Genomic DNA, 24645 nt, shown 5'->3' with positions numbered 1-24645 from the left:
CGGCGATTCTTCTTGCGTGGTGCAACGGATCCTCCTCGGTGGAGCGTCGTTACCACAGGAACCACATTGACAACCGTCAGAATTGCATACCGAGTATGCGGATGGAAGCCCGCAAATATGACAAACTAAACAACCTTGTTGACCCCGGGCCGGCATGATCGAGCAGTGACCTCCATGAAGGACCGCATGCTCGCCGGCGAGCCCTACCTGGCCGACGATCCCGAGATCATCGCTGACCTGGGCCGGGCCGCCCGGCTCATGGAACGCTTCAACACCAGCCCCGCGGCGGACGAGGCGGCTCGACTCGCGGCGCTGCGCGACCTGCTCGGCGAGGTGGGCGAGGGCACCTGGGTCCGGCCACCGTTCTACTGCGACTACGGCTGGCAGATCCGTATCGGGCCACGCAGCTTCGTCAACTACAACGCGGTCTTCCTGGACGTCGCCACGATCACCCTCGGCGCGGACGTCCAGGTCGGACCGAACGTGCAGCTGCTCACCCCGACCCACCCGGTGGAGCCCGGTCCGCGCCGCGAGAAGTGGGAGGCGGCCAAGCCGATCACCATCGGCGACAACGTCTGGCTCGGCGGCGGCGCGATCGTGCTGGCCGGGGTGACGATCGGCGCGAACACGGTCGTCGGCGCCGGCGCAGTGGTCACCCGGGACCTGCCGGCCAACGTGGTCGCGGTCGGCAACCCGGCCCGGGCGGTGCGTCAGCTCGACTGATCCGCCGCGGCTCCACTCAGACCGGCGGCGGCTCGGGCAGCCGGACCACCAGGTCGGCCCGGTCGGCGGTGCCGGTGACCAGGGCGGCGTTGGCCTCGTCGGTGCCCAGCGCCCACGCGCGCGCCTCCTCCGGCGACCGCCCGAACGCCTCGTGCCGGGCGGTCAGCCGACGCTGTCGCACCTCGGCGTCCAGGTCGAGGAACCAGACCTCGTGCAGCAACTGCCCGACCTCCTGCCACGGGTCGTCCGGCAGCAGCAGGTAGTTGCCCTCCGTCACCACCAGCCGGACCGACGGTGGCACCTCGATCGACCCGGCCACCGGCTCCTCCAGCTCCCGGCGGAACTCCGGCGCGTAGACCGAGGTCGGCTCCAGTCGGTGCAACCGGCGCAGCAGCGAGACGTACCCGTTGGCGTCGAAGGTGTCCGCCGCGCCCTTGCGGTCCGCCCGGCCCAGCCGGAGCAGCTGCGACTGCGACAGGTGGAAGCCGTCCATCGGCACCAACCGGGCGCTCGGGCCCACCGCCGCCACGATCTGCTCGGCCAGCGTCGACTTCCCGGCGCCCGGCGCCCCGGCGATGCCGAGCAGTTGACGCGGCCCGCCCTCGGCCAACGACCGCGCGCGGGCCACCAACTCGTCGATCGACAGCACCCGGGCCGGCGGCATCAGCTCAGAACCGGGTCGCTGATCGTGAACCTGGCCCGCACGGCCGCCTGGACGGTCTGCGGCTGCGGATCCAACTCCAGCTCCGGTGGGCCGCCACCCGCATCCCCGGCGTACGCCGCGCGGGCGAACATCGGTCGGTCGCCCGGACCGGCGTCGGCCAGCTCGATCAGCGAGGTGACCCGGGCGCCGAGCGCCTCCGCGTACTCCCGGGCGCGCAGCATCGCGTCGCTGATCGCGGCGTGCCGCGCCTCGCGGTGCGCGGGGCTGTCCGGGCGCAGCTCCCACCAGGGACCGGCCACCTCGACCTGGTCCTGGTCGGCCAGCCGGAGCATCAGCTCGCCGAGGGCGGTGAAGTCGGTGACGGTGACCGTGGTGGTGACGCTGCCGTGCCAGGCCACCACCCGCTCGCCCGAGCGCCGCGTCTCCGGCCGGACCCGCAGGTCACCGGTCTCCCGCCGGGCCACCACCGGCCCGGCGCCCTCCAGCAGCACCCGGATCGCGGCGGCCCGCTCGGCGAGCCGGGTCAGGGTCGCCTCCCGGTCCCGGTCCCGGGCCGTCGCGGTGACCGCGAAACGGGCCAGCTCGGGCGGCACCTCCCGGTACGCCTCGCCGCGCACCTGCACCACCGGACCGTCGACCACCATGTCCCTCACCCTAGTCAGCCACGGGTAGCCATGCCGTGTAGGCGACGACGTCCGGGCCGACCCGGCACCCGGTCAGGTGCCCGCCGTCGTCGCCCAGCCCGCGTAGCCAGGTCACCTCGGCGGCACGATCGCCGCCGGCGGGGAACTCGCGGCTCTGTGCGGAGAAGCGCCGGTCGAGCAGCGTCGACCGGGCCGCGCGGGCCTCCGCGTACCGGGAGGTGAGCGCGGCGGCGTCTCCGGCGGTCAGCGCGTCGGCCAGCTCATCCAGGAACATCCGGACCTCGGCCAGCTCGTGCAGCACCCGGTCCCGGTTGCCGAGCAGCATGTTCGCCGTCCGCTCCGCCGGTGTGCCCGCGACGCGGGTGCCGTCCCGGAAGCTGCCCGCAGCCAGCGCCAGCACCGCGTCGCGCAGCGGCGCCCGCTGCGCCGCTCCGGCGAGCGCACCGGCGAGCAGATGCGGCACGTGCGAGGCGAGCGCCGCCGCCGAGTCGTGGGCCGGCGCGGACATCGGCACCACCCGGGCGGCGAACAGCTCCACCAGCAGCCCGGTCAGCCACCGGAACGCGCCCGTCGCGGCGCCGGGAGCCGGGCACAGCACCCAGGCGGCACCGGCCAGCAGGTCCGCGGCGGCGGCGGTCAGGCCGGCGGACTCCGCGCCGGCCATCGGGTGCCCGGGCACGAAACGGTCGGTGAGCCCGAGCCGGGCGGCGGCCTCGGCCACCTCGACCTTGGTGCTGCCGACGTCGGTGAGCACGCAGCCGGGCGCGGTCACGGCGGCCACCTGGGCCAGCGTCCCGGGCAGCGTGGGCAGCGGGCCGCAGAGGAAGACCACGTCCCGGCCGGCCACGGCCTGCTCGATCGTGGCCGGGGCCGTCACGCCGCGGGCAGTGGCCTGCTCGCGGGTCGCCGGGTCCGGATCCCAACCCGCCACGTCCAGGCCGGCGTCGGCCAGGCGCAGCAGCAGCGAACCGCCGATCAGGCCGGTGCCGACCACGGCCGCCCGCACCCCGGCGTACCGCCCGGTCACGCCGTCGGTCATCGCCGGGCCGCCCGGGGTCAGGCCCGCAGCCGGCCGGCGACCGCGGCGACGTGCTCGTCGGACTCGGTCAGCGCCACCCGGACGTGCTGGCGGGCGGTGGGTCCGTAGAAGACGCCCGCGGCGACCAGGATGCCGCGTCGGGCCAGCCAGTCGACCGTCTGCCAGCAGTCCTCACCCCGGGTGAGCCAGAGGTAGAGACCGGCCTCCGAGTGCTCGACCCTGAAGCCGGCACCGGTGAACGCGTCGGTGAGCACCGAACGCCTCGCGCGGTAGCGCTCCCGCTGCTCGTCGGCGTGCCGCTCGTCCTGCAACGCGGCCACCATGGCGGCCTGCACCGGCGCGGGGACGATCATGCCGGCGTGCTTGCGGACCTTCAGCAGCTCGGCGACGAGCGCCGGGTCGCCGGCCACGAAGCCGGCCCGGTAGCCGGCGAGGTTGGACCGCTTGGAGAGCGAGTGCACGGCGAGAACCCCGTCGTAGCTGCCGCCGCAGACCTCCGGGGACAGCACCGAGACCGGTTCGGCCGACCAGCCGAGCGGCAGGTAGCACTCGTCGCTGGCGACCACCGCGCCACGCTCCCGTGCCCAGTCGACCACCTTGCGCAGGTGCGCCGCGGGCAGCACCCGACCGGTCGGGTTGCCGGGCGAGTTGACCCAGACCAGCCGTACGCGGGGGGTCGGCCCGACCGCGGTGAGCGAGTCGGCGCGGACGACGGTGGCGCCGGCCAGCCGGGCGCCGTCCTCGTAGGTGGGGTACGCGACCGACGGCACCACCACCACGTCGTCCGGGCCGATGCCGAGCAGGGTGGGCAGCCAGGCCACCAGCTCCTTGGAGCCGATGGTCGGCAACACGCCGAGGCCGTCGACCCCCGCGCCACAGGCCCGGGCGACCCACGCGGCGATCGCGTCCCGCAGTGCGGGCGTGCCGGCGGTCAGCGGGTAGCCGGGGGCGTCGGACGCGTCGGCGAGCGCCTGCCGGATCACCTCGGGAACCGGGTCGACCGGCGTGCCCATCGAGAGGTTGATCAGGCCCTCCGGATGCGCCGCGGCCAGCGTGGCCGCGGCGTCCAGGGTGTCCCAGGTGAACTCGGGCAGCCGCGACGAGACCGGCGCGGGCCGGTTCAGTGGCCCTCGCCGCGCGGCGGCTGCGCGGCGACGAAGGTCGCGTCCTTCTCGACCTTGCCGATCTTCGAGGCGCCCCCGGGCGAGCCCAGGTCCTCGAAGAACTCGTAGTTGGCGCCGGTGTAGTCCTTCCACTGCTCCGGGACGTCGTCCTCGTAGAAGATCGCCTCCACGGGGCAGACGGGCTCACAGGCACCACAGTCGACGCACTCGTCGGGGTGGATGTAGAGCATCCGGTTGCCCTCGTAAATGCAGTCGACCGGGCACTCCTCGATGCATGCCTTGTCGAGCACATCCACGCACGGCTCGGCGATGATGTAGGTCACCGGTCTTCTCCTCCGCAAGACACGCCGCGATCTCCCGCGACGGTAAGAGCCTAGTATCTCGCCGGGGAGGGGGTCGATCGTGCTCCGACAGCAGGATGTGGGACACCGGATCGTGGTCCGCCGGATTGTGGGGATTCGCGAAGGCCGGCCGCTCTTCTCCGACGCCCTGGGCGAGCTGGTGGAGCTGAGCGAGACTCATCTCACGCTGGCCACGGCGCAGGGTCCGCTGCGGGTTCCGGTCACGCAGGTGCACCGGGCCAAGCGCGTGCCGCCGACCCGCCGGCCGACCGCCGCCGCCGTGGTGGCGCTGGAGCGCGCCGCCGACGAGGCCTGGCCGGCACCGACGCGGGACCGGCTCGGCGAATGGCTGCTCCGGACGGCCGACGGCTGGACCGGTCGGGCCAACTCCGCGCTGCCGATCGGCGACCCGGACCGGCCGCTGCCGGCGGCGGTGGACGCGGTCGAGCGCTGGTACGCCGCGCACGGCCAGCCTGCGATGATCAACACACCGCTGCCGCTCGCCGCGCCGGTCGGCGCCGAGCTGGACGACCGGGGCTGGGGCAGCCGCCCGCCCACGCTCGTACAGACCACGCCACTCCCCCTGGGCGCCCGGCCCGCTGCGGGGTCACCGGCCGCCGGGGTGGGCATAGAGCTGGTCGCCGCGCCGTCGGACGCGTGGCTGGCCGTCGCGGCCGGCCGCAAGGGCGGGCTCCCGGACGCCGCCCGGCATGTGCTCACCGCCGTGGACCAGGTCCGCTTCGCCCACGCGTACGCCGCCGACGGCAGGCTGGTGGCGATCGGCCGGGGCACGGTGACGGGGCAGGGCCGCTGGCTCGGGCTCAGCCTGATCGAGGTGCTGCCGGCGGCTCGCCGGCAGGGGTTGGCGCAGGCGGTGATCGCCGCGCTGGCCGACTGGGGCGCGGCGCTGGGCGCGACCCACGCGTTCCTCCAGGTCGAGCAGCGCAACACCGCCGCGGTGGCGCTCTACCAGCGGCTCGGCTTCACCACCCACCACACCTACCTGACGCGCGTCGCCCCGCACTGACCCCGCTGGGTGCGATCGACTCGGGTTCCAGGAAATCGGGGGATCCACCTCGCCCGGACGCCCCACCTTCCTGGAAGCCGAGTCGATCACCGCCAGCCGCCCGTCGAGGGCCGCTTAGCGGCGGACGACCCGGCGCGGCTTGGCGGCCTTGACCTCGGCGTACCGCTTGAGCTGCTGGGAGCGGTAGTCGCGCCCCAGCGCGGTGAGGACCAGGTACCCGACCAGCACGCCGGCGCCGCTGGCGAGCAGGTAGAGCCAGATCTGGGCGAAGAACGTGCCCGCACCGCCGGCGAACGGGTTGTGGCCGACGAGCAGCGGCCCGACCAGCACGGTCAGCGCCATCGCCACCAGGATCACGACCGCCATGTCGGCCGCCCAGTCGCCCAGCGGTCGGCGGCGACCCCAGCGGAAGGCGACCACGGCCAGGATCAGCCCGATCACCGCGAACATCGCCAGCGACACCCGGTCGGCGGCGGTGTCGTCACCGTCGAAGCCGAGCCGGATGACCAGCCGGGCGACCACGTTGACCGCGAACAGCGCCCCCGCGAGCACTCCGACGTCACGCCACCGTCTGTCCATCGCACGACCTCCTGCCGTACGCCCCGTTGCGGGGCCGCATCTCTGGCAGGAATATCTACCACCCGTACCTGGGTGGCGTCATCAGCCTCCGAGTGCGGGCGGCGCGAGGATCTGCCGGAAGCCCATCACCGCGAAGGTCATCGCGCCAGCCACGATCATGGCGAGGCCGACCCAGTTGTCACCGGCCAGCAGCAGATCGCCCTCGGTGGTGCGGACGGCGGCCACCGCCATCAGCGCGAACCACGGCACCGCGGGCAGCGCCACCGCCCACCGGCGGCCGACGACCTCGTGCGCGAACCAGCTCAGCGCGATGTTGGCGCCGACGGCGAGCAGCACCGACACGCCGATCAACTGCCCGCCGACGCGGGCCGTGGCGAACAACAGCTCCAGCACCCCGGTCAGCACGCCGGCCACCACCACGACGATCGCGCCGGCAATGCGCAGGCCAAGGTCCAGCAGTCGCGGCGGTGGTCCCGCCGGAGGCGGGGTGTCCTGGTGTTCCACGACCGACACCGGCGCGGCGGGCAGGGTCACCGGGAACCGGCCGCGGCGACCGGGGACCGGTCGGGGGCGGTGGCCTCGGGCAGCCCGGCGAAGAGGTCGTCCTCCCAGCCGTACGGACCGGCGCCCGGGCCCTTCTCGCCGACCGCGAGCGTGAAGAACTCCACGCCCATGAACTCGCCCCCGAAGTTGCCGGCGATCGAGTAGAGCCACGAGGTCGCCGGGATCTGGGTGGCGTGCGCCCGCATCGCGGCCTCCTTGGCCGTGTGCTGGTCGGTGGCGTCGATCCGGGCGGCGATCTGGTCATCCGGAGTACCGAAGGGCAGGTCGGCGAGGTCCTCGATGCCGGCGAACGGGTTGTCCGACGATTCGGCGAAGTGCGTCATGCCGGCTTCCAGCACACTGAGCGGCAGGGCCGTCCAGTAGACCTTGAGCGGGGCGCAGCCCTCGGCGGCGGCAAGCTCGACGGCCCGCATCGCCACCCGGTGCGCCTGGATGTGATCGGGGTGGCCGTAGAAGCCGTTGGGGTCGTACGTGACGAGCACCTGCGGGCGTACCTCCCGCATGATCTCCACCAGGTGCCCGGCGGCCTCGTCGAGGTCGGCCTGCCAGAAGGCGCGGGGGTGCTCGTTGGTGGCGAGCCCCATCATCCCCGAGTCGCGGTAGCGGCCGGCGCCGCCGAGGAAGCGGTGGTCGCTGACGCCGAGCGCGGCACAGGCGGCGGCCAACTCGGCGATCCGGTACCCGCCGAGCTGGTCGGCCTCGGCGGCGGCGAGCTGCGCCAGCGCCGGGACGTGGATCTCGCCCTCCTCGCCGAGGGTGCAGGTCACCAGCGTGACGTGCGCACCGGCGGCGGCGTAGTGGGCCATCGTCGAGCCGGTGCCGATCGACTCGTCGTCGGGGTGCGCGTGGACCAGCAGCAGGCGGCGGTCGGGCAACGTCGTCACGACGGTCACTCTAACCGGCGGTTCCGCCCGGGAGTCGCTGACGCGTCCGCCCAGGTCGGCCACATCACGCCCGCCACGGCTCTACGATTTGGCGTGTGGACTTTCCGGAGCTGGCCGCCCGCACCCGCCGGTTCAGCCACGGCGCACCGCGTGCCGTCTCGGTGGCGCAGGACGGCTCCCGGGTGATCTTCCTGCGCTCCGCCGGCCCCGAGGACCCAGCGGACGCGCTCTGGCTGCTGGACGTGGCCACCGCCGAGGAGCGGCTGGTCGCCGACCCGGCCACCCTGCTCGGCGACGCCGACAACGCCCGCTCGCTCTCCCCCGGTGAGCGTGCCCTGCGCGAGCGGCTGCGGCTCAGCGCCTCGGGCATCGGCTCGTACGCGCTGGACGCCGCCGGCCGGGTTGCGGTGTTCGCGCTGGCCGGCCGGCTGTTCCGGGCGGACCTGGTCCACGGTGACGTGGTGGAGGTGGCGGCTCTCGGCCCGGTGCTGGACCCACGACCGGACCCGACCGGGCAGCGCCTGGCGTACGTCACCGACGCGGCCGAGGGTGTCCGCCGGGGCGAGCTGCGGGTGATCGAGTCCGACGGCACCGACACCCTGCTGGCCGGCGAGGACGCCGGGGTGAGCTGGGGTCTGGCCGAGCACATCGCGGCCGAGGAGTTCGGCCGGTTCCGGGGCTACTGGTGGGCGCCGGACGGTCGTTCGATCCTCGCCGCCCGGGTCGACGAGTCCCGGCTGGACCGCTGGCACCTGCACGACCCGGCCGAGCCGACCACCCCGCCCACCGCCGTCGCGTACCCCCGGGCGGGTGGGCCGAACGCGGAGGTCAGCCTGCACCTGCTGGACCTGGACGACGGCTGGGTCGACGTGCACTGGGACCGGGAGACCTACCCGTACCTGACGGCGGTCAGCTGGGGCGAGGGCAGCCCGCTGATCACCGTGCTGCGCCGCTCGCAGCAGCACGGGCTGGTGCTGGCGGTGGACCCGCGGACCGGCGAGACGCAGGTGCACGCCGAGCTGGCCGACCCGCGCTGGGTGGAGCCCATCGCCGGCACGCCGGCCCACCTGCCGGACGGCCGGGTGCTGGTCGGCGGCGAGCTGGCCCACGACGGGTACGACGCGCGGTGCCTGTTCGCCGACGGCACCCTGCTCACGCCGCCCTCGCTGTACGTGCGACGGGTGGTGGGTCGACTGCCGAACGGCCCCGGCCCGGCGGATCTGCTGGTCGAGGCGAGCGACGGCGAGCCGAGCGAGCGGCACCTGTTCCGGGTCCGGACGACGATCGGCGGCGGGGTGGACGCGCGCCGGCTCACCACCGACTCCGGCTGGTACACCGCTGCGGTGGGCGGCGACGTGCTGGCGGTCGGTGTCGCGTCGCTGGACCATGCCGGGGTGCGCTGGACGGTGCGTCGCGGCGATCAGGAGCTGGCCGAGCTGAGGTCGTTCGCGGCCACCCCTCCGTACTCGCCGTTGCCGCTGCTGGAGCGGGTGACCGACCGGCGGTTGCCGGCGGCGGTGCTCTACCCGGACAACCACGTGACGGGCCGGCGACTGCCGGTGCTGCTGGACATCTACGGCGGCCCGGGGCACCAGGAGGTGGTGGCCGCCCGGGCTGCCTGGCTGGAGCGGCAGTGGTGGGCCGACGCCGGGTTCGCGGTGGTGACCATCGACAACCGGGGTACGCCGGGGGTGGCGCCGTCGTTCGAGAAGGCGATCCACCGGCGGATGGCCGACGTGATCCTGACCGACCAGATCGACGCGCTGACCGCACTCGCCGGCAAGCATCCCGACCTGGACCTGGGTCGGGTGGGGGTGCGCGGCTGGTCGTTCGGGGGATGGCTGGCCGGGCTCGCGGTGCTGCGCCACCCGGAGCTGTTCCGGTGCGGGATCGCGGGCGCCCCGGTGACCGACTGGGCGCTGTACGACACCGCGTACACCGAGCGCTATCTCGGTCTCCCGGACGACGGGGTGGAGGTCTACGCGCACCACTCACTGGTCGAGATGGCCGCCGAGCCGGTCACCGCCCCGGACCAGGCCCGGCCGTTGCTGCTGGTGCACGGCTTGGCCGACGACAACGTGGTGGCCGCGCACACCCTGCGGCTCTCCGCGGCCCTGCTGGCCACCGGCCGACCGCACTCCGTGCTGCCGTTGACCGGTGCCACCCACATGGCCGCGAACGGCACCGCCGAGCGCCTGCTCCCCCTGGAGCTCGACTTCCTCCGTACCCACCTACGGTGATCTGTCGGCGGCGTCGCGTGGCCTTGTCCGACGGATCGGGAGTCAGGGGCGGGTCAGGGACCTCAGCTTGTCGCTGATGTCGCTAGCGGGTACGCCGGGCGAGCCAACCCGCCATCGCGCGGACGCCGTGGCCGATGGCCCGCTCGTCCGGGTCGAAGGCGCCGAAATGCGGATAACTCGTTTCGATGGCGGCGCCGGGCGCACGGACGCCGAGGAAGGTGTACGTGCCAGGAAGCCGGTCCAGGAACAGCGCGAAGTCCTCGCCGCTGAACGGGATCGCGGCATGCAACGTCCGCACCCGGTCGCGCCCTGCAGCCTGTCGGAGGTACCGCTTCAGGGCCTGGCCTTCCCGCTCGGGACAGACCATGGCGGGAAACGGGTCGTTCGGAAACGCCACCGATGCCTGGCCGTCGGAGCTTGCGAGTCGACGGATGTCCTCGCGGATGGCAATATGCCGGTCCTCCGGCCAGCAACGGTACGACAACCGCACCTCGGCCCGGCCTTCGGCTTCGGAGACCTGGGCCTGCATGAAGACGAACTCGGCCAACGGCCCGTCAGGTGCCTGGATGTCGGCCACGAGCCGTTCGAGGTCCCCGGAGGTCGCTGGGCGGGACACGGTGCTGAGCCCGCCGATCTCGGCGGCGAGCCGTCGCGCCCGCGCCGTCGCATCACGCCCCACGAGCGTGATGACGCCGCGGTCCTGGCCAGGAAGTCCGAACCCGGGCGTGACAACGAACTGGCCGACCGGGAAGGGACCGCAGTGCATGGCATGGATCTCCGATGGACGGACTCGGGCGAACACGCCGTCGTCGAGCATCGCGGCGGCACCGGTGAGCGTCTCCTCGGCAGGTTGGAAAACGAACACCACCGTGCCCGCGAGCCGGTTGCGCAGACGCGCCAGCACCTCCGCGACACCCACGCCCACAGCCGTGTGCATATCGTGCCCACACAGGTGAGCCGCTTGCGTGCCACCTCCCACCTGATCGCTCGGCGGTACCGCGTCCATGTCCGACCGGTAGGCGACCGTCCGGCCATGACGGGCACCGCTGAGGACTCCCACGACCCCATGGCCGCCGACACCCGTGGTGACGTCGAGGCCGGCCGCGCGAAGTCGCTGGGCCACCACCTCTGCGGTCCGCTGCTCCTGGCCCGGGGTCTCCGGGTGCCGGTGGATGTCACGGCGCAACTCGATCAGGTCACGGTCCAGCCCAGAGGCCACGGCGTCCACCGCATCCTCGCCTAGCAGGCCAGCAGCCGACCCGTTGCCCGCGTACGCCGCCTGGGCCGACGCCAGCCCGGCTCCCACTACACCGACGGCAGCGCCACGAAGCACAGCGCGTCGACTGACATAGCCCTTTGCACCTGACATGAGTTCCTCCAGACACGAATGCGAATAGCTTCGAGCCTGTCCTGCTGAGCGTTGGAACGCACTGACGCTGGCCCCCATCTCGACCATGCGGCCACCCCTACCGTTTGAGGCGCTGCCGGGGATCGCGCAGTGACCTGTTCCGCAGAAACAGAAGGGTCCCCTCCCGACGGCGCTGTCGGGAGGGGACCCGTGTTGCCTTGGGTGTGGCTTACGGCTTGACGTGCGCGTTCACGAACGACGGATGCCCGAAGACGCTGGAGATGAGGATCCCGCCGGCCTTGGACCCCTGCACGTTGTAGGCCACGTCGACGAAGAGCGGCACCACCGGCGCGTGCTTGCCGGCCGTTCAGCCGCGTCGGAAGTCAGGGGCGGGTCAGGGACCTCAGCTTGTCGCTGATGTGGATCTGAAAACTGGTCTGCATATCTTCGTACGGGGTGAGCGAGACCCAGCCCACCGGTCCACCGCTCGTGCCGTAGCGAGAGCCGTCCGCGACCAACTGGCAGGGCAGGTCGCCCTTTTCCAGGTCGGCGAGGAACACGTCGGCCCGCACAGTGTCCCGGCCCTCGGCGTCGGGGAAGGTGAAGGTCGTCACGCGGTACAGCACGACGTAGCGCTTGTGCAGCCCGAGGTCGAGGATTTTCCGGAGCCTCTGGACCGGGTCCTTCTCGACCCCGAGGTATGGCTCGTAGCCGTACTGGCTGGTCACCTTGAATTCGTTGGTGCCGAGTGGTCCCTGCGGGCCGGTAATCCAGAGGCCGCGGACGAGCCAGCCCGGCGGCACGGCGAACCTGTTGAGGGTCGACCCGGGATTGTCCACTATCTGCTCCGGCGCTCCGGCCTCGGTCGTCGCCACGATGTCGACGTTTCCGCCCTTGTCCGGGCTGTTGTAGCTGTCCAGGACCTTGCTGGTGTGGTCGAACCAGATGAACTCCGGCCGCGGGTCCAGCGTCCGGGCACACGATGCCTTGCCAACGCCCTTCTCGGGCACCTTCGCCACCGCCGCGGCGAGCGCCACGCGCCGTTGCTCGAAGCGGGGCTGGTACTCCTTGAGCACTTCCTTCATCGACGCGTCGATCGGCTCCGGCTCGCTCTGCCCGCCCGCGTCGCAGCCGGTGAACAGCATCGCGGCCAGGACCGCCACCGTGCCCAGAACGGTGCCCTTCCACTTGCCGCAGCGCATCCAAGCCCCCTCTGACGCCGTCGTGCCCTCACAAGTGTGCCCGCTCGATGACTTCGGCGCGGACGTGTCATCGCTGAGCCTGCTGTGCGCGGTCACGACCATTACGTGCTCGGCTTCCTCCGCACCCACCCGGGGCGGTCCGTCGACGGCACTGTCATGTCAGAGCACCCCGAGGTTGATGGCAAGCTGGGTGATCGTGGCTGGGGCGTCCAGATCGCGTGCGGCCTGGGCGACCACATCTCGGGCGGTTGGTCGGTGGCGGATCTCGGCGGGTGCGATGCGTTCGGCACGCAACAGGACCCGGGCTGCGTTGGCGGGGTCGCCCGTCTGGAGGTAGGCGCGCGCCGCATCGATCAGGTGCGCGGCACGGTGCTCGACCGGCAGCCACCGCCACCCGTCCCGCCCAATCGCCTCCTCGTGCCGGGCAACCGCCTGCGGCCCGTCGCCCAACTCCAGTGCGGCCGCAACCCGCGCCAGCTCGACAGCAGTCGGCCCGAACGCCGTCCGATGATGGTCGTGCCCGTCGCCCACCTGGACGGCCAGCTTGGCGGCCTCGTCCAGCAGGTCACCGGCCACCCGATCGTCAGCGGCCCTGGCCGCGATCAGAGCGGCCTGCACCAGGAGCGATCCCCGCAGCGACATCTCTTCCGGCGTGCCAGGCGCGATTTGGGCAGCGGCGGCCAGCATCACCGGCCCCGCCCTCGCCGATGCCCGCAGTACCTGGCCCAACTGCACCGCCGCGCAGGCCAGCAGCACCCGGTCACCGGCAGCGGCCGACATCGCCCGGTCAGCGGCCAGCCAGGCGAGACTCCCCTCGTCCAGCTTGACCAGCAGCGCCGCCGTCACCCGATACGCCTCCACCACCGCCGCCCGCCCGGCCTCCGGGTCCTGGGCGTGGGCGCGGTGAACCTCGGTCACCACCGTGGGCAGCAGCTCGACCAGACGCGGGTACCGGGCGTGCTGGTAGGTCATCCACGCATGCAAAACCTCCCGAGCCAACCCATCGGGTGACATCACCTCCCGGTCCGTCGGGCGACAAAAAGCCATTGGGTACGCCGACAGTGCCGCCCGAATCCGCGCCACGCCCTCGCGACGCTCAGCCGACCCGGCAGGTTGGACATCACGACCGAGGAGGACTGCGGCATCGACCCTCAGCACGGCCGCGATCTCCCGGATGGTCGACACCCGTTCCAGGGAACGGGCCCCACGCTCGACCTTGTCCACCCAACTCTTCGACTTCCCCAACCGATCCGCGAACGACTGCTGCGACAACCTCCGCCGCATCCGCAGGTAGGCGACCCGCCGACCGATCGGCAACGGCTCACGGCTCACCACGCCACCGCCGGTCCGGCACCGCCCGAGTCGTCTCCTGCACCGGTATCCGCTCCGCCTCGGCCTGCGCGAGCAACCGCCGTTTAGCCTCTTCCCGTTCGGCGGCATCGATTTGCTCGCCCCTGCTGACCGGTTCGTCGTCAGAACTGGGCACATTCACCTCCGCTGCTGGGCGCACCGGCAGGCTCAGCCGTCGCGTGCCGTCCACAATGACGCCGAGCCGTCGCCAGGCGCGACGGCACAGAGTGCGACATCCCGGGCACATTCATGGCGACGTTAAGACGACATAGCGCTATCGTGGCGAACATGAATGCCCCGAACACCGCCCTACGCGCGGTCCGCACCGGGATGCGCATGAGCCAGGACGACTTCGCCCGCGCACTCCAGGCCGCTGGCCGCCGCGTAGGCGAGCCCAACGACGCCAACAAGAGACTCGTCCAGCGCTGGGAGTCTGGCGCGATCGCCGCACCAAGGCCCGTGTACGCCCGCGCCCTGGAGGTCGTCACCGGTCTGCCGGTCTCGCTGCTCGGCTTCGCCGCGATACCCAATGGCCAGGTCGTCGATGACCAGCACGGCGGGCACGACCTGTCCTCGCCCATGGCTAACCTGGCCACGCCAACGCCCAAGCCACTCGCAGTCCACGGGTCGTACGAGGGCGTCTGGCTCAGCCGCTACCAGTACCACTCCAGCGGCCGGGGAGAATCATTCGCCGGCCAGCACTTCGTGGTCGTACTCCAGCACGGGGACCGACTGACCGTGCGAAGCCTGCCTGGCTCGGCAGCATCGTCGCTGTCAATGGATCTCACCGTGGACGGTGCCGTGGTTACCGGCACCTGGGTGGAGCAGACCGACCCCGCCGGCTACTACCGGGGAGCCCGGTACCACGGCGCGATCCAGCTACTGGTCGAGCCCACCGGCCGACGAATGGCCGGGAAATGGGTCGGGTTCGGCAAGGACATGGACGTCAACACCGGCCCGTGGGAGCTGACCTTCCGGGATGCCTCCACGTCCAAGGCGACGCTCGACCAGTACAACACCTCGCCCGAATAGCACGCTTCGCCAACTAATCCGCAGCCGGCTGCGCGGAATCGCATCATCCGACGCCGCCCCACCGACCAACATTGCTGCCCCGCCGGCAACCGCATTATGGGAGCCGATACGCCCGCTCATGCCGATGAGCGGATGTCTATGCCTGCGCGCTCTCCGGCGGTTCGACGCGCTGCTGTGCTGGATGGCGACGCTGGCCGTCGGGTAGATCGGCCTGCCGATGGTCTGATCGAAATGACTCAACGGGACCGGTGCGTCGGTTATTCGGTATCGCCTGGATGGAAACGGATGTCAGGCGGATCAGGGTGATGCTGTAGGCGACGATCCACACGACCCAGATCAGCCAGCCGACAAGGCCGAGGAGACTGACCGTACCGGGGTCGTCGATGACCAGAGGGCTCAGCACGGCCGAGCCGAACTGGAGTGCGGCGGCAAGCAGGCCGATCCCGCTGTGCCAGCGGCGGATCAGGTCGGCGCGTCGGCCGCTGATGGACAGGCCGGTCATTGCCAGTGCCAGGAAGGTGCCGTTGAAGATGAACAGCGCGTTGTGTAGTGCCCAGAGTCCGGCGATCGTGCTGCTGTCCTGCGCGGTCGTTGACGCGAGCGCGAGCCGGGTGGCCATCACGCCGGTGAAGGTGATGTTCTGCATGATCACCCCGGCGAATCCGACCAGGGACCAGGCTGTGCCGTGCTCGCGGTCGGTTCGCCACAGCACGGAGACCGCGCCGGCGCCGAACAGGGTGGCCAGCGCCCAGGCGATCGGTGCGAGTGCTGAGGCGAGGCTGACGGTGTCCTGTTGGGTGGTGAAGAACTGGACAACGTCGTTGGTCTTTGCGCCGGTATGGGGCAGGCCGGCTGGCACCAGGAAGGCGTTGGTGGAGGCGATCAGGATGGCGAAGCCGAGTCCGGCGAGTCCGGCGATCCGCGAGAACGTCCAGGTGATTCCGACGCTGAGTTTACGCGACACACATTCAATATAAGGTCCGGAAACCGAAGGGGGCAAGTCATGACCGCCGAGACAGGCAGGCGCAGGTACGAGTCACTGCGCCGGGCGGCGCAAGCTGCAGAGACCAGGGGTGAGATCGCCAGCGCCGCTCGTCGACTGTTCCTCTCCCGCGGCTGGGCGGCGACCACGGTACGTGACGTGGCACGGGAGGCCGGGGTCTCGGTGCCGACCGTCTACGCGGTGTACGGGAACAAGACCGGGCTGATCCAAGCGCTGGCCGACGCAGCCGACATCGCCGCGAATCCATCGCAGTCGCTCGCCGAACTGGAAGGGGCCGAGAACGATCCGGTGCGGCAACTCGCGGCGATGGCCGGCTACGACCGGCGCCTCTTCGAGCGCGCCGGTGACATCATCGCGCTCGTGCGCGAGGCGGGCCGCACCGAGCCCGCGCTGGCGACCGCCTACCGCGACGGCCGTCAGCGGGGGGACGAGACCAGGATCCAGGTGTTCTCGTCGTGGCCGGGCGGCGTTCTCCGGCAAGGATTGGACGTTCCGTCGGCCGTCGATATCTATGCGGCGATCTGCAACATCGACGTCTACACCACACTGACTGGCGAACGCGGCTGGCAGCCCAATCAAGTCGAACGGTGGTGGACCGAGGCCCTGGCCCGCGAACTCCTGACCTGACGTGTCATGAGGCCACGCCACCTCGTCCCACGGGCACCGCATCCAAAACCAGGCGGGTACTGGCCGCGACTGACCGTCGGCAAGCCGGTCGCACTTGATCCGGTATCCGCTTCTGTAATCCCCTACACCACAACGGATCCCGTCAACTCACTTCACGTGGTCAACGGGTAACCCGACACTCTCTCAGCCGACCGTGGCGACCGAGAGAGCGACGAGCAGGAAGGCCGCGAGATAGGCCCACGAACGGTATCCCTGAAACCACTCCCAGCGGTTACGGCGCTCTTGCCAGCGCTCCGGAGGGAAATCCTTGTCCCAGCGCAGTGTGGACAGGTTGATCGGCACGTTCACGACCACGGTCGTGACGATGCCCGTGGCCCAGGTCGCGGCCGCAACCCAACGCAACACCTCGGGCAACCCCGCCCCATCAGGGCGGGCCGCGTAGCTGATAGCCAGCACGAGCGAAGCCGTCATCAGCACCGGCATCACAATCCCGAAGGTACGCAGCAGACCCTGTTCGACCAGGATGTGGTCACGCGGCGCCAGACGCTTGACCACCGGATGCACAAAAGCATAGGAGCCGAACTCGGCGCACGCCGTGAACCCCAGCACCGCGACGGTGGCGAACATCAGCACGTCCATACCCGGTCCTCTCATCGTGCCGGACTGCACAGTGTCACGCCCCATCGGCGAGCTGTGCCGCACCATCCGCGACGTGACACCGCACATGAGAAGGCACGGCTGGAGCCGATCGCCGCGATCGCCGGTGCTCCCGCCGAGGTTGGCCGATCAGCAGCGCATCGAAAGATTATTGATTGATTGATAACATGTCAACCATGGGCCAGAAACGAATCTCCTCGTCCCAGCGACGCGCTTCCGTGCTCGCTGCGGCGATCCGGATCTTCGGCAGCAAGGGCTTCGCCGCAACAACCACGGCAGACATCGCCCGCGAGGCCGCCGTGAGCCAGCCCTACGTGGTGTCCCTGTTCGGCAGCAAAGACGCGCTCATCCGAGCCGCGATCGAGCACGCGCTCGACAGAGTGGTCGAGGTGTTCGAGCAGACGATCGACGACGACGCACCTGGCGACCTCGCACCGCGTCTCGGTGTCGCCTACCTTCAACTGTTCGAGGAGCAGGGATTGCAACTCTGCCTCGCGCACGCCTTCACCGCCGGCACCGATCCGGAGATCGGGCCACTCGCCAGAGACGGCTTCCTCCGCGTCTACCGAGTGCTCGTCAACCGCGGCCAGCTCACACCCGAACAAGCCAGTCAGACCCTCGCCGCCGGCATGATGGCCAACGTCATCCTCGGCTTACGTCTGGCCGACGACTATGACCGTGAACCCGTAATACGCGAACTCCTCTCGGCGACCTACCCGAGCAATGTCGAGCTCCTCAGGACCGTCACCGGTGCCTACGATGGCGTCGCCCCTCTACAAGGTGGGGCCGGCGTTTGATCCGCTGGTGGGTCAGGTCAACGACGGGACGGTCGGATCGTTGGGCTGCAACTGCAGCGCCCGATGGGGCGCCGACCGTTGTAGTGACGCGAATGTTCATTGAGCGTCCTCACCCGGCCTGCCAAACCACGTATCCTCTTCACCGAACGGGTGCTTCCCGACAACAGATGATTTGAGTCTCGACAACCCCATCATCCCTGCCGGCAAGCCATCCGTTCCTCTCGTCAGGCGATGTTGCTTTCTCTACCTGCGGATCCGGGCCTGACCCGCCGTGCAGGGGAGCAGCGCATCCGGCCATCCCGGCGTCCGGCGCTCACGCTGATCGAGTATCGGATCTGCCGCGAGGCGCGCTATACAGCGTCCCGCTGCATCGACCTGCCGCTGAATCATCGCGGTCACCATCGACTCGCACTGCTGACCTGCCCAGCAATAACAGAAGGGTTCCCTCCCGACAACGCTGTCGGGAGGGAACCCTTCTGGTCTGCGGTGTGACTTACGGCTTGACGTACGCGTTGACGAACGACGGGTAGCCGAAGACGCTGGAGATGAAGACCCCACCGGCCTTGGATCCGTGCACGTTGTAGGCCACGTCCACGAAGAGCGGCACCACGGGGGCGTGCTCCTTCATGATCCGCTCGTCGAGCTTGGCCCACTCCGGGCCCTGGTCGGCCGGGGGCAGCGCCAGGATGCGGTCCATCTCGGCGTTGATCGTCGGGTCGTTGAAGTAGGACTGGTTGCTGTTGCCCTCGGCCTTGATCGTGCGGCCGTCGTAGAGCACCGGCAGGATCGAGGCCCCGCTCGGCCAGTCCGCCGCCCAGTTACCGAGGTACAGGTCCCAGGGGTTGTCCTTCTTCTTGATCTCGTCGAGCTTCGCGTCGTCCGAGATGTTCCGCAGCGTGATCTTGAAGCCGGCGCGCTCCAGGTTGGCCTTGAGCTGTGCGCCCTGCTGCTGCTCGGTCGAGTTGTCGGCGACACCGAGGACCAGCTCCGGCGTCTGGCCGCCGAGCAGCTCCTTGGCCTTCTCGACGTTGCCGTTGGGGCCTGCCGGGTACGCCTCGTACGCCTTGTAGCCGATGGTGGCCGGCGGCATGAGCGTGGTCAGCGGCGAGGCGACGGTCTGGCCGCCGAGCGCCTTGACCATCCCCTCCCGGTCGATGGCGTAGTTGAGCGCCTGGCGGACCTTCAGATCCTTGACGCGCTGGTTGTTGATCACCAGCTGGTTGGCGCTCGGGGTCGGCGAGAGGATGCTGCGCGACTTCAGCGCGGCGTCCCCGGCCACCCGGGCGACCAGCGACGCGGGCACGGCGTTGAAGGCGAGCGCGCTCTGGTCGGCGCCGTTGTCCGCGATCACCCGGTTGTTGGCGGCGTCCGCGGTCGGGCCGAAGCTCCACACGAACTGGTCCGGGTACTGGTGCCGGACCGGGTCGGTGTTCGGGTCCCAGTTCGTGTTGCGGTCCAGGGTGATCTGCACGCCGACCTGGTTCTTGGCGACCTTGTACGGGCCGGACGAGAACGGCTGCTTGTCCAGGTCGACGCCGGTGTCCTTGTCCGGCGGGAGCGGCGCCGTGGTCGGCAGCGAGACCGCGAACGGCAGGTCACAGCGGGGCTTGGCGAACTCGAAGCGCAGCGTCTTGGCGTCCGGGGTGCTCAGGCCGGGCGGCAGCGAGGTCTTGTTCTTCTTGAAGTCCCACTTGGTGTCGAAGTTCGGGCTGTCGGCCAGCCACTCCTGGATGTAGGTCGGGCCGCCGGAGAGGTCCGGGTCGAAGGAGCGGGCGATGCCGTACGCGATCTCCTTGGAGGTGATCGGGCGGCCGTCCTCGAACTTCACCCCGTCCTTGACGGTGAATTCCCAGACCTTGCAGTCGTTGTTGACGTTCTTGCCCGGCGTCTCCGCCAGGTCGCCGACGAGGACCAGGCCGCCCTTGCCGTCGTCCTTCCAGGTGGTCAGATAACGCGCGAAAAGCGGGTTCGTCATCAGGCCCGCGAACGAGTACGTCCGCTGCGGGTCCAGGTGGGAGATCGGCGTCTCCCGGATGATGGTGAAGGTGCCGCCCTTCGCGGCGCCGCTCACCTCGGCCGCCGGGCCCTGCGAGTCCTTGGGGTCGGTCGCGATGACCCCGGTCTGCTGCCGGTTGGTGTCCACCGTGGTGCCCTCGCCCGTGTTCTCCGAGCACGCACCCAATGCCACAACCAGAGCGATCGCGCCGCCAGCGGCGGCCGCCACGCGTGGTCGCATGAAGTACCTCCTTCACCCATGTGCCGTGCGGTTCGTCGGGGCGAGAACCGCCGACGTCTCGAGGATCGTAAAGAAGAAAACCTACAAATTGTGTAACAGTTGTCGATAAATTTCGCCGCCGGCCGGGTGGTGGACACCCCGGCCGAACGCCCGGCTCAGCGCAGCCGGACCCGTGGGTCGATGGCCGCGTAGAGCAGGTCGACCAGCACGTTCGCCAGCACCACGAAGACAGCCGCGATCAGCACGGTGGCCATGATGGTGGGCAGGTCACCCGAGCGCACCGCGTCCACCGCCGTGCGGCCCAGCCCCTGGATGCCGAAGGTCGTCTCGGTGATCACCGTCCCGCCGAGCGCACCACCGACGTCCAGGCCGGCGATGGTCACCACCGGGGTGATCGCCGCGCGCAGCGCGTGCCGCCCGTACACCGTCGGTTTGGCCAGACCCTTGGCCCGCGCGGTGCGGACGAAGTCCTCCGACAGTGTCTCCAGCATCTGCGCCCGGGACAGCCGGGCGTAGATGGCCGAGAAGAGGAAGGCCAACGCCACCCAGGCCAGCACCAGGCCACTGGCCCACTTCGCCGGATTGTCGAAGAGGGAGGTGTAGCTCGGCACCGGTAGCAGACGCAGGTTGTAGACGAACACCAGCAGCAGAACCGCGCCCACGAAGTAGAGCTGCAACGAGGCGCCGGTCAACGAGAAACCGATGGCGGCCCGGTCCAGCCAGGTGCCCCGGCGCAGCGCCGAGACCATGCCCAGCCCCACCCCGAGCAGCAGCCAGAGGATGGCCGCCGGGATCACGATGCTCAACGTCACCGGCAGCACCCGGGCGATGGTGTCCGAGACCGCCTCGTTGCTGACGTAGGACCAGCCCAGGCAGGGCGCGTCGCACCGGCCGCCCTGGGCGCTGCCCAGGTCGCGCCCCGTCACGATGCCCTTCATGTAGCCGGCGTACTGGCTGACCAGCGGGTCGTTCAGGCCCAGGTCGTCGCGCACCCGCTCCAACCGCTCCGGGTTGCAGTTCTTGGGGCACATGCCGGTCACCGGGTCGCGCGGCAGGGCGAAGAACATCAGGAAGGTCAGCACGCTCACCGCGAACAGGGTCAGCGTGGCGGAGAAGAGCCGCTTGATCAGGAATCGCGCCATGGGACACCCCCTACCGGGACGACTTCGGGTCGAGCGCGTCGCGCAACGCGTCACCGAAGAGGTTGAAGGCGAACACCAGCGCGAAGATCATGATGCCCGGGAAGAACACGTACGCCGGGTCGGTCTGGAGGAAGTCCAGGCTGCGATAGATCATCCGGCCGAAGCTGGGCGTCTCGTCGCTGAGGCCGACGCCGATGAACGACAGCGCGGCCTCGCTCGTGATGAACTGCGGCACCGCCAGGGAGAACGACACCAGGATCGGCGCCCAGATGTTCGGCAGCAGTTGCCGGAAGAGCATGTGCCCCAGCCCGGCGCCGCTGGCCCTGGCCGCCTCCACGAACTCCCGCTCGCGCAGTGCGATCACCTGCCCGCGTACCAGTCGGGCCGTGCTGGTCCAGCCGAAGACGGCGAAGACGGCGATCAGCACGCCCACCCCGAAGGCCGAGGACACCTGCCCCCGCTCGCCGTAGAAGCGCAGCGTCAGGGTGGGAGTGAGCGCCAACGCGATGATCAGGAACGGCATGGCCAGGGTCAGGTCGGTGATCCAGTTGATCACCGCGTCGAGCCAGCCACCGAGGTAACCGGCGAGGGCACCGAGCACGACACCGATCGTCGCGGTGATCAGGGCGGCGGCGAACGCGATGAAGAGCGAGGTCCGCAGCCCGTAGATCAGCCGGATGAAGATGTCCCGGCCCAGCCCCGGTTCGAGGCCGAACCAGTGCTCCCCGGTGACGCCACCGGCGTAGCCCAGCGGCATGCCGAAGCCGTCCAGCAGGTTCTGGAACTGCTCGCGCGGGCCGATCCCGTAGACCATCTCGATCAACGGTGCGGCGAGCCCCAGCAGCATGAAGAACACCAGCAGGCTGCCGCTGACCATGGCCGTCCGGTCCCGGCGCAGCCGCAGCCAGGCGAGCTGACCGGGTGAGCGGCCGACCACGCCCTTCGTCGCGGGCTCGCCCGTGCCCGACTCGATCTCGGCCAGCGCCACACCCTCCACGGGGGACAGGCTCACGGCGACACCTCCTCGACGTTGGCTCCGGCCCCGCGACCCGCCGGCTCGGCGACGGCCACAGCGGCCTCCGCCTGCAGGCCGGCGCCGGCTGGTTCCGGGAAGTGGCACGCGGTGGCCTGGTCGCCGCCGTCGCGCGGCACCAGCGCCGGCTCCTCGGTCGCGCAGATGTCCCGCGCCTTCCAGCACCGGGTACGGAACCGGCAGCCCGAGGGTGGGTCGAGCGGGGTCGGCACGTCGCCGGTCAACCGGATCCGGCCGGCCGGGCCGAGCCGCGTGACGTCCGGGATCGCCGAGAGCAACGCCCGGGTGTACGGGTGCTGCGGACGCTCGTAGATGTCGGCCCGGTCACCGATCTCCACGATCCGGCCCAGGTACATCACCGCGACCCGCTGGCAGAAGTGCCGCACCACGGCCAGGTCGTGTGCGATGAACACGAACGCCAGACCGAGGTCCCGTTGCAGGTCGCGCAGCAGGTTGACCACCTGCGCCTGGATCGAGACGTCCAGCGCGGAGACCGGCTCGTCGGCGACGATCAGCTTGGGCCGCAGGGCCAGCGCGCGGGCGATGCCGATGCGCTGCCGCTGGCCCCCGGAGAACTCGTGCGGATACCGGTTGTAGTGCTCCGGGTTCAACCCGACCAGCTCCAGCAGCTCCTGCACCCGGGCCTTGATCCCGCCCGGCGGCTTGATCCCGTTGACCTGCAACGGCATCGCCACGATCCGACCCACGGTGTGCCGGGGGTTCAGCGAGGCGTACGGGTCCTGGAAGATGATCTGCAGGTCCTGGCGCAGCGGGCGCAGCTCACGGCGACCGGCGTGGGTGATGTCCCGCCCGGCGAACTCGATGGTGCCGGCGGTCGGCTCCAGCAGCCGCACCAGCATCCGGCCGGTGGTGGTCTTGCCGCAGCCCGACTCCCCCACCAGACCGAGCGTCTCGCCCGGGCGCACGTCGAAGTCCAGCCCGTCCACCGCGCGCACCAGGCCGGTGGCGCGCAGCCCCTGGCGTACCGGGAAGTGCTTGGTCAGGCCGCGGACCCGCAGCAGCGGCTCGTCGGTCATCGGGCCACCCCCACGGATGCGACGTCCTCGGCGTAGAACGCGGCGCGCTCCTCGGCGGTCAGGTGGCAGGCGACCAGGTGGCCGTCCGCACCGCCCGGGCGCAGCTCGGGCACCTCGGTGCGGGACTGGTCACCGGGGCGGTCCGCGTACCGGCAACGCGGGTGGAAGGCGCAGCCGGGCGGCAGGTTGATCAGGCTGGGCGGGTTGCCGCGGATCGGCAGCAGGTCCGCGTCCGCGTCGCCGTGCAGGGACGGCACGCTGGAGAGCAACCCCCAGGTGTACGGGTGCTGCGGCGAGCGGAGCACCTGCTCGACGCTGCCCTGCTCGACGGCCCGTCCGCCGTACATGACCAGCACCTCGTCGGCGGCCTGACCGACCACGCCGAGGTCGTGGGTGATCAGGATGATGGCGGAGTGGAACTCGGCCTGCAGATCGGCGAGCAGGTCCAGGATCTGCGCCTGCACGGTCACGTCCAGCGCGGTGGTCGGCTCGTCGGCGATCAGCAGTGCCGGGTCGTTGACCAGCGACATGGCGATCATCGCCCGCTGGCGCATACCGCCGGAGAACTCGTGCGGGTACTGGTCGAAGCGCCGTGCCGGCTGCGGGATGCCCACCCGGTCCAGCATGTCCACGGCCCGCTTGCGGGCCTCCCGACGGCCGGCCTTCGGGTGGTGCACCCGGTACGCCTCGGCGATCTGCCGGCCCACCGTGTAGTAGGGGTGCAGCGCCGACAGCGGGTCCTGGAAGATCATCGCCATGTCCCGGCCGCGCAGCCGGCGTACCTCCTCGTCTCCGAGGCCGACCACCTGCCGGCCGCCGACGGAGATCTCCCCCGTGATGGTGGTCCGCCTGGGGTCGTGCAGGCCGAGGATGGCCAGCGAGGTGACGCTCTTGCCCGAGCCGGACTCACCCACGATGCCGAGCGTTCGGCCCCGCTCGACGGCGAACGACACGCCGTCGACGGCGCGCACCACACCGTCCTCGGTGTCGAACCGGACCCGCAGGTCGCTCACCCGCAGGTAGGCATCCTGGCCGGTGCGCTGCTCCGGCACGGTGGGACGGTCGTCCGGTCCCCCGGACGGCGCCGGATCCGAGCTGTCCACGGCCGCCTCCCTCAGTGACGAAGAGAACTTACAGCAAAGTCCCGAGGGTGAAAATAAGCTACAAAGTCGGCACCTGTCAGCGGGCCCGAGCGTAACGAGTCGGCATCGGCCTGAACACCCCCTCACCTCGCCATCCACACCCATTCATCTCGTGCACCGTGTCCCGTGCCCAGCGCTACGCAACTTGCCGGGTGTTGCTGCCTCCGACACGCGAGAAGCAGCAACATCCCCGATACGGCGCGAATCTTG

Annotated in this window: 25 protein-coding genes and 1 pseudogene; 7 read left to right on the top strand and 19 right to left on the bottom strand. The window is 70.7% G+C overall.

Features of this window, described 5'->3' with window-relative positions; all coding sequences use genetic code 11:
* Nucleotides 1-165 precede the first annotated feature (165 nt).
* Nucleotides 166-723, top strand: coding sequence for a sugar O-acetyltransferase (locus ACTWLT_RS13575; RefSeq protein WP_445318695.1), 558 nt, complete (start codon nt 166-168; stop codon nt 721-723).
* Nucleotides 724-739: 16 nt separating this feature from the next.
* On the opposite strand, the gene ACTWLT_RS13570 is transcribed toward ACTWLT_RS13575, so the two are convergent.
* The 5 genes from ACTWLT_RS13570 to fdxA are packed head-to-tail and all read right to left on the bottom strand — an operon-like array spanning nt 740 to nt 4517.
* The gene (locus ACTWLT_RS13570; RefSeq protein ID WP_252419017.1) at nt 740-1387 is read right to left on the bottom strand and encodes a nucleoside/nucleotide kinase family protein; all 648 of its coding nucleotides are present in this window, start codon (nt 1385-1387) and stop codon (nt 740-742) included.
* Nucleotides 1387-2028, bottom strand: a complete 642-nt coding sequence (locus ACTWLT_RS13565; protein WP_445318783.1) for an SIMPL domain-containing protein — start codon at nt 2026-2028, stop codon at nt 1387-1389. The genes ACTWLT_RS13570 and ACTWLT_RS13565 overlap by 1 nt, the downstream gene beginning before the upstream one ends.
* Nucleotides 2029-2041: 13 nt before the next feature.
* Nucleotides 2042-3070, bottom strand: a complete 1029-nt coding sequence (locus ACTWLT_RS13560) for a prephenate dehydrogenase (RefSeq protein WP_445318694.1) — start codon at nt 3068-3070, stop codon at nt 2042-2044.
* 17 nt (nt 3071-3087) lie between these two features.
* Nucleotides 3088-4194 (bottom strand): succinyldiaminopimelate transaminase, encoded by a 1107-nt coding sequence (gene dapC / locus ACTWLT_RS13555; RefSeq protein ID WP_305884721.1) that lies wholly within the window; start codon nt 4192-4194, stop codon nt 3088-3090.
* Nucleotides 4191-4517, bottom strand: coding sequence for a ferredoxin (gene fdxA / locus ACTWLT_RS13550; RefSeq protein ID WP_007464872.1), 327 nt, complete (start codon nt 4515-4517; stop codon nt 4191-4193). The genes dapC and fdxA overlap by 4 nt, the downstream gene beginning before the upstream one ends.
* A 79-nt stretch (nt 4518-4596) precedes the next feature.
* On the opposite strand from fdxA, the gene ACTWLT_RS13545 reads away from it, so the two are divergent.
* Entirely contained in the window at nt 4597-5562 is a 966-nt protein-coding gene (locus tag ACTWLT_RS13545) for a GNAT family N-acetyltransferase (protein WP_445318693.1), read from the top strand.
* A 114-nt stretch (nt 5563-5676) separates the two neighbouring features.
* On the opposite strand, the gene ACTWLT_RS13540 is transcribed toward ACTWLT_RS13545, so the two are convergent.
* The 3 genes from ACTWLT_RS13540 to mshB all read right to left on the bottom strand — a co-directional run bounded on the left by ACTWLT_RS13540 (nt 5677) and on the right by mshB (nt 7598).
* On the bottom strand, nt 5677-6141 hold the full coding sequence (locus tag ACTWLT_RS13540) for a hypothetical protein (RefSeq protein ID WP_445318692.1): 465 nt from the start codon (nt 6139-6141) through the stop codon (nt 5677-5679).
* Between the two features lie 81 nt (nt 6142-6222).
* Nucleotides 6223-6675, bottom strand: coding sequence for a hypothetical protein (locus tag ACTWLT_RS13535; RefSeq protein WP_252419012.1), 453 nt, complete (start codon nt 6673-6675; stop codon nt 6223-6225).
* On the bottom strand, nt 6672-7598 hold the full coding sequence (gene mshB / locus ACTWLT_RS13530; protein WP_445318691.1) for an N-acetyl-1-D-myo-inositol-2-amino-2-deoxy-alpha-D-glucopyranoside deacetylase: 927 nt from the start codon (nt 7596-7598) through the stop codon (nt 6672-6674). Before mshB ends, ACTWLT_RS13535 begins: the two co-directional genes overlap by 4 nt.
* A gap of 86 nt (nt 7599-7684) precedes the next feature.
* Between mshB and ACTWLT_RS13525 the strand changes: the two genes are divergently transcribed.
* Nucleotides 7685-9829, top strand: coding sequence for a S9 family peptidase (locus ACTWLT_RS13525; protein ID WP_445318690.1), 2145 nt, complete (start codon nt 7685-7687; stop codon nt 9827-9829).
* 82 nt (nt 9830-9911) lie between these two features.
* On the opposite strand, the gene ACTWLT_RS13520 is transcribed toward ACTWLT_RS13525, so the two are convergent.
* Nucleotides 9912-10835, bottom strand: a complete 924-nt coding sequence (locus ACTWLT_RS13520) for a M20/M25/M40 family metallo-hydrolase (protein WP_445318689.1) — start codon at nt 10833-10835, stop codon at nt 9912-9914.
* A 27-nt stretch (nt 10836-10862) separates the two neighbouring features.
* Here ACTWLT_RS13520 and ACTWLT_RS13515 point away from each other — a divergent pair, with 27 nt between their 5' ends.
* Nucleotides 10863-11072, top strand: coding sequence for a hypothetical protein (locus ACTWLT_RS13515; protein WP_252419097.1), 210 nt, complete (start codon nt 10863-10865; stop codon nt 11070-11072).
* 488 nt (nt 11073-11560) lie between these two features.
* Here ACTWLT_RS13515 and ACTWLT_RS13510 read toward each other — a convergent pair whose 3' ends face one another.
* The 3 genes and pseudogenes from ACTWLT_RS13510 to ACTWLT_RS13500 all read right to left on the bottom strand — a co-directional run.
* Nucleotides 11561-12481 carry a hypothetical protein gene (locus tag ACTWLT_RS13510; RefSeq protein ID WP_445318688.1) on the bottom strand — a complete coding sequence of 307 codons (921 nt, stop codon included), beginning with the start codon at nt 12479-12481 and terminating at the stop codon, nt 11561-11563.
* Nucleotides 12482-12538: 57 nt separating this feature from the next.
* Nucleotides 12539-13351, bottom strand: coding sequence for a hypothetical protein (locus ACTWLT_RS13505; protein ID WP_445318793.1), 813 nt, complete (start codon nt 13349-13351; stop codon nt 12539-12541).
* Between the two features lie 177 nt (nt 13352-13528).
* Nucleotides 13529-13819: pseudogene (locus ACTWLT_RS13500) on the bottom strand (helix-turn-helix domain-containing protein); the annotation flags it as partial.
* Between the two features lie 198 nt (nt 13820-14017).
* Between ACTWLT_RS13500 and ACTWLT_RS13495 the strand changes: the two are divergent.
* Complete coding sequence (locus ACTWLT_RS13495; protein WP_445318687.1) at nt 14018-14761, top strand: helix-turn-helix domain-containing protein; 744 nt, start codon at nt 14018-14020, stop codon at nt 14759-14761.
* Nucleotides 14762-14897: 136 nt separating this feature from the next.
* Here the strand turns inward: ACTWLT_RS13495 and ACTWLT_RS13490 are convergent, their stop codons facing one another.
* Nucleotides 14898-15725, bottom strand: coding sequence for a hypothetical protein (locus ACTWLT_RS13490; protein ID WP_445318686.1), 828 nt, complete (start codon nt 15723-15725; stop codon nt 14898-14900).
* Nucleotides 15726-15764: 39 nt separating this feature from the next.
* On the opposite strand from ACTWLT_RS13490, the gene ACTWLT_RS13485 reads away from it, so the two are divergent.
* The gene (locus ACTWLT_RS13485; protein ID WP_445318685.1) at nt 15765-16391 is read left to right on the top strand and encodes a TetR/AcrR family transcriptional regulator; all 627 of its coding nucleotides are present in this window, start codon (nt 15765-15767) and stop codon (nt 16389-16391) included.
* A gap of 183 nt (nt 16392-16574) precedes the next feature.
* Here ACTWLT_RS13485 and ACTWLT_RS13480 read toward each other — a convergent pair whose 3' ends face one another.
* The gene (locus ACTWLT_RS13480) at nt 16575-17030 is read right to left on the bottom strand and encodes an anthrone oxygenase family protein (RefSeq protein WP_196926089.1); all 456 of its coding nucleotides are present in this window, start codon (nt 17028-17030) and stop codon (nt 16575-16577) included.
* A gap of 194 nt (nt 17031-17224) precedes the next feature.
* On the opposite strand from ACTWLT_RS13480, the gene ACTWLT_RS13475 reads away from it, so the two are divergent.
* Entirely contained in the window at nt 17225-17845 is a 621-nt protein-coding gene (locus ACTWLT_RS13475) for a TetR/AcrR family transcriptional regulator (RefSeq protein ID WP_445318684.1), read from the top strand.
* Between the two features lie 493 nt (nt 17846-18338).
* Here ACTWLT_RS13475 and ACTWLT_RS13470 read toward each other — a convergent pair whose 3' ends face one another.
* The 5 genes from ACTWLT_RS13470 to ACTWLT_RS13450 form a co-directional block, all read right to left on the bottom strand.
* A complete protein-coding gene (locus tag ACTWLT_RS13470; RefSeq protein ID WP_445318683.1) occupies nt 18339-20081 on the bottom strand; it encodes an ABC transporter substrate-binding protein in 1743 nt (580 codons plus the stop codon).
* 155 nt (nt 20082-20236) lie between these two features.
* The gene (locus ACTWLT_RS13465; RefSeq protein ID WP_252419005.1) at nt 20237-21223 is read right to left on the bottom strand and encodes an ABC transporter permease; all 987 of its coding nucleotides are present in this window, start codon (nt 21221-21223) and stop codon (nt 20237-20239) included.
* A gap of 10 nt (nt 21224-21233) precedes the next feature.
* Nucleotides 21234-22235, bottom strand: coding sequence for an ABC transporter permease (locus tag ACTWLT_RS13460; protein ID WP_445318682.1), 1002 nt, complete (start codon nt 22233-22235; stop codon nt 21234-21236).
* Nucleotides 22232-23293: an ABC transporter ATP-binding protein gene (locus ACTWLT_RS13455; protein WP_252419003.1), complete on the bottom strand. Its 1062-nt coding sequence runs from the start codon at nt 23291-23293 to the stop codon at nt 22232-22234. Before ACTWLT_RS13455 ends, ACTWLT_RS13460 begins: the two co-directional genes overlap by 4 nt.
* A complete protein-coding gene (locus tag ACTWLT_RS13450; RefSeq protein WP_445318782.1) occupies nt 23290-24345 on the bottom strand; it encodes an ABC transporter ATP-binding protein in 1056 nt (351 codons plus the stop codon). The genes ACTWLT_RS13455 and ACTWLT_RS13450 overlap by 4 nt, the downstream gene beginning before the upstream one ends.
* Between the last annotated feature and the right edge of the window lie 300 nt (nt 24346-24645).

Source organism: Micromonospora yongxingensis, from assembly GCF_052601155.1.
The sequence above is the reverse complement of the archived record's forward strand: the minus strand, read 5'-3'. Positions and strand labels throughout refer to the sequence as shown.

Coding starts and splice junctions, on each gene's coding strand:
- ACTWLT_RS13570 (WP_252419017.1), bottom strand. CDS start 1,387: ATGCCGCCGGCCCGGGTGCTGTCGATCGACGAGTTGGTGGCCCGCGCG.
- ACTWLT_RS13560 (WP_445318694.1), bottom strand. CDS start 3,070: ATGACCGACGGCGTGACCGGGCGGTACGCCGGGGTGCGGGCGGCCGTG.
- ACTWLT_RS13540 (WP_445318692.1), bottom strand. CDS start 6,141: ATGGACAGACGGTGGCGTGACGTCGGAGTGCTCGCGGGGGCGCTGTTC.
- ACTWLT_RS13520 (WP_445318689.1), bottom strand. CDS start 10,835: ATGGACGCGGTACCGCCGAGCGATCAGGTGGGAGGTGGCACGCAAGCG.
- ACTWLT_RS13515 (WP_252419097.1), top strand. CDS start 10,863: ATGACGGGCACCGCTGAGGACTCCCACGACCCCATGGCCGCCGACACC.
- ACTWLT_RS13510 (WP_445318688.1), bottom strand. CDS start 12,481: ATGGTCGTGACCGCGCACAGCAGGCTCAGCGATGACACGTCCGCGCCG.
- ACTWLT_RS13505 (WP_445318793.1), bottom strand. CDS start 13,351: ATGACCTACCAGCACGCCCGGTACCCGCGTCTGGTCGAGCTGCTGCCC.
- ACTWLT_RS13495 (WP_445318687.1), top strand. CDS start 14,018: ATGAATGCCCCGAACACCGCCCTACGCGCGGTCCGCACCGGGATGCGC.
- ACTWLT_RS13485 (WP_445318685.1), top strand. CDS start 15,765: ATGACCGCCGAGACAGGCAGGCGCAGGTACGAGTCACTGCGCCGGGCG.
- ACTWLT_RS13480 (WP_196926089.1), bottom strand. CDS start 17,030: ATGGACGTGCTGATGTTCGCCACCGTCGCGGTGCTGGGGTTCACGGCG.
- ACTWLT_RS13475 (WP_445318684.1), top strand. CDS start 17,225: ATGGGCCAGAAACGAATCTCCTCGTCCCAGCGACGCGCTTCCGTGCTC.
- ACTWLT_RS13470 (WP_445318683.1), bottom strand. CDS start 20,081: ATGCGACCACGCGTGGCGGCCGCCGCTGGCGGCGCGATCGCTCTGGTT.
- ACTWLT_RS13465 (WP_252419005.1), bottom strand. CDS start 21,223: ATGGCGCGATTCCTGATCAAGCGGCTCTTCTCCGCCACGCTGACCCTG.
- ACTWLT_RS13455 (WP_252419003.1), bottom strand. CDS start 23,293: ATGACCGACGAGCCGCTGCTGCGGGTCCGCGGCCTGACCAAGCACTTC.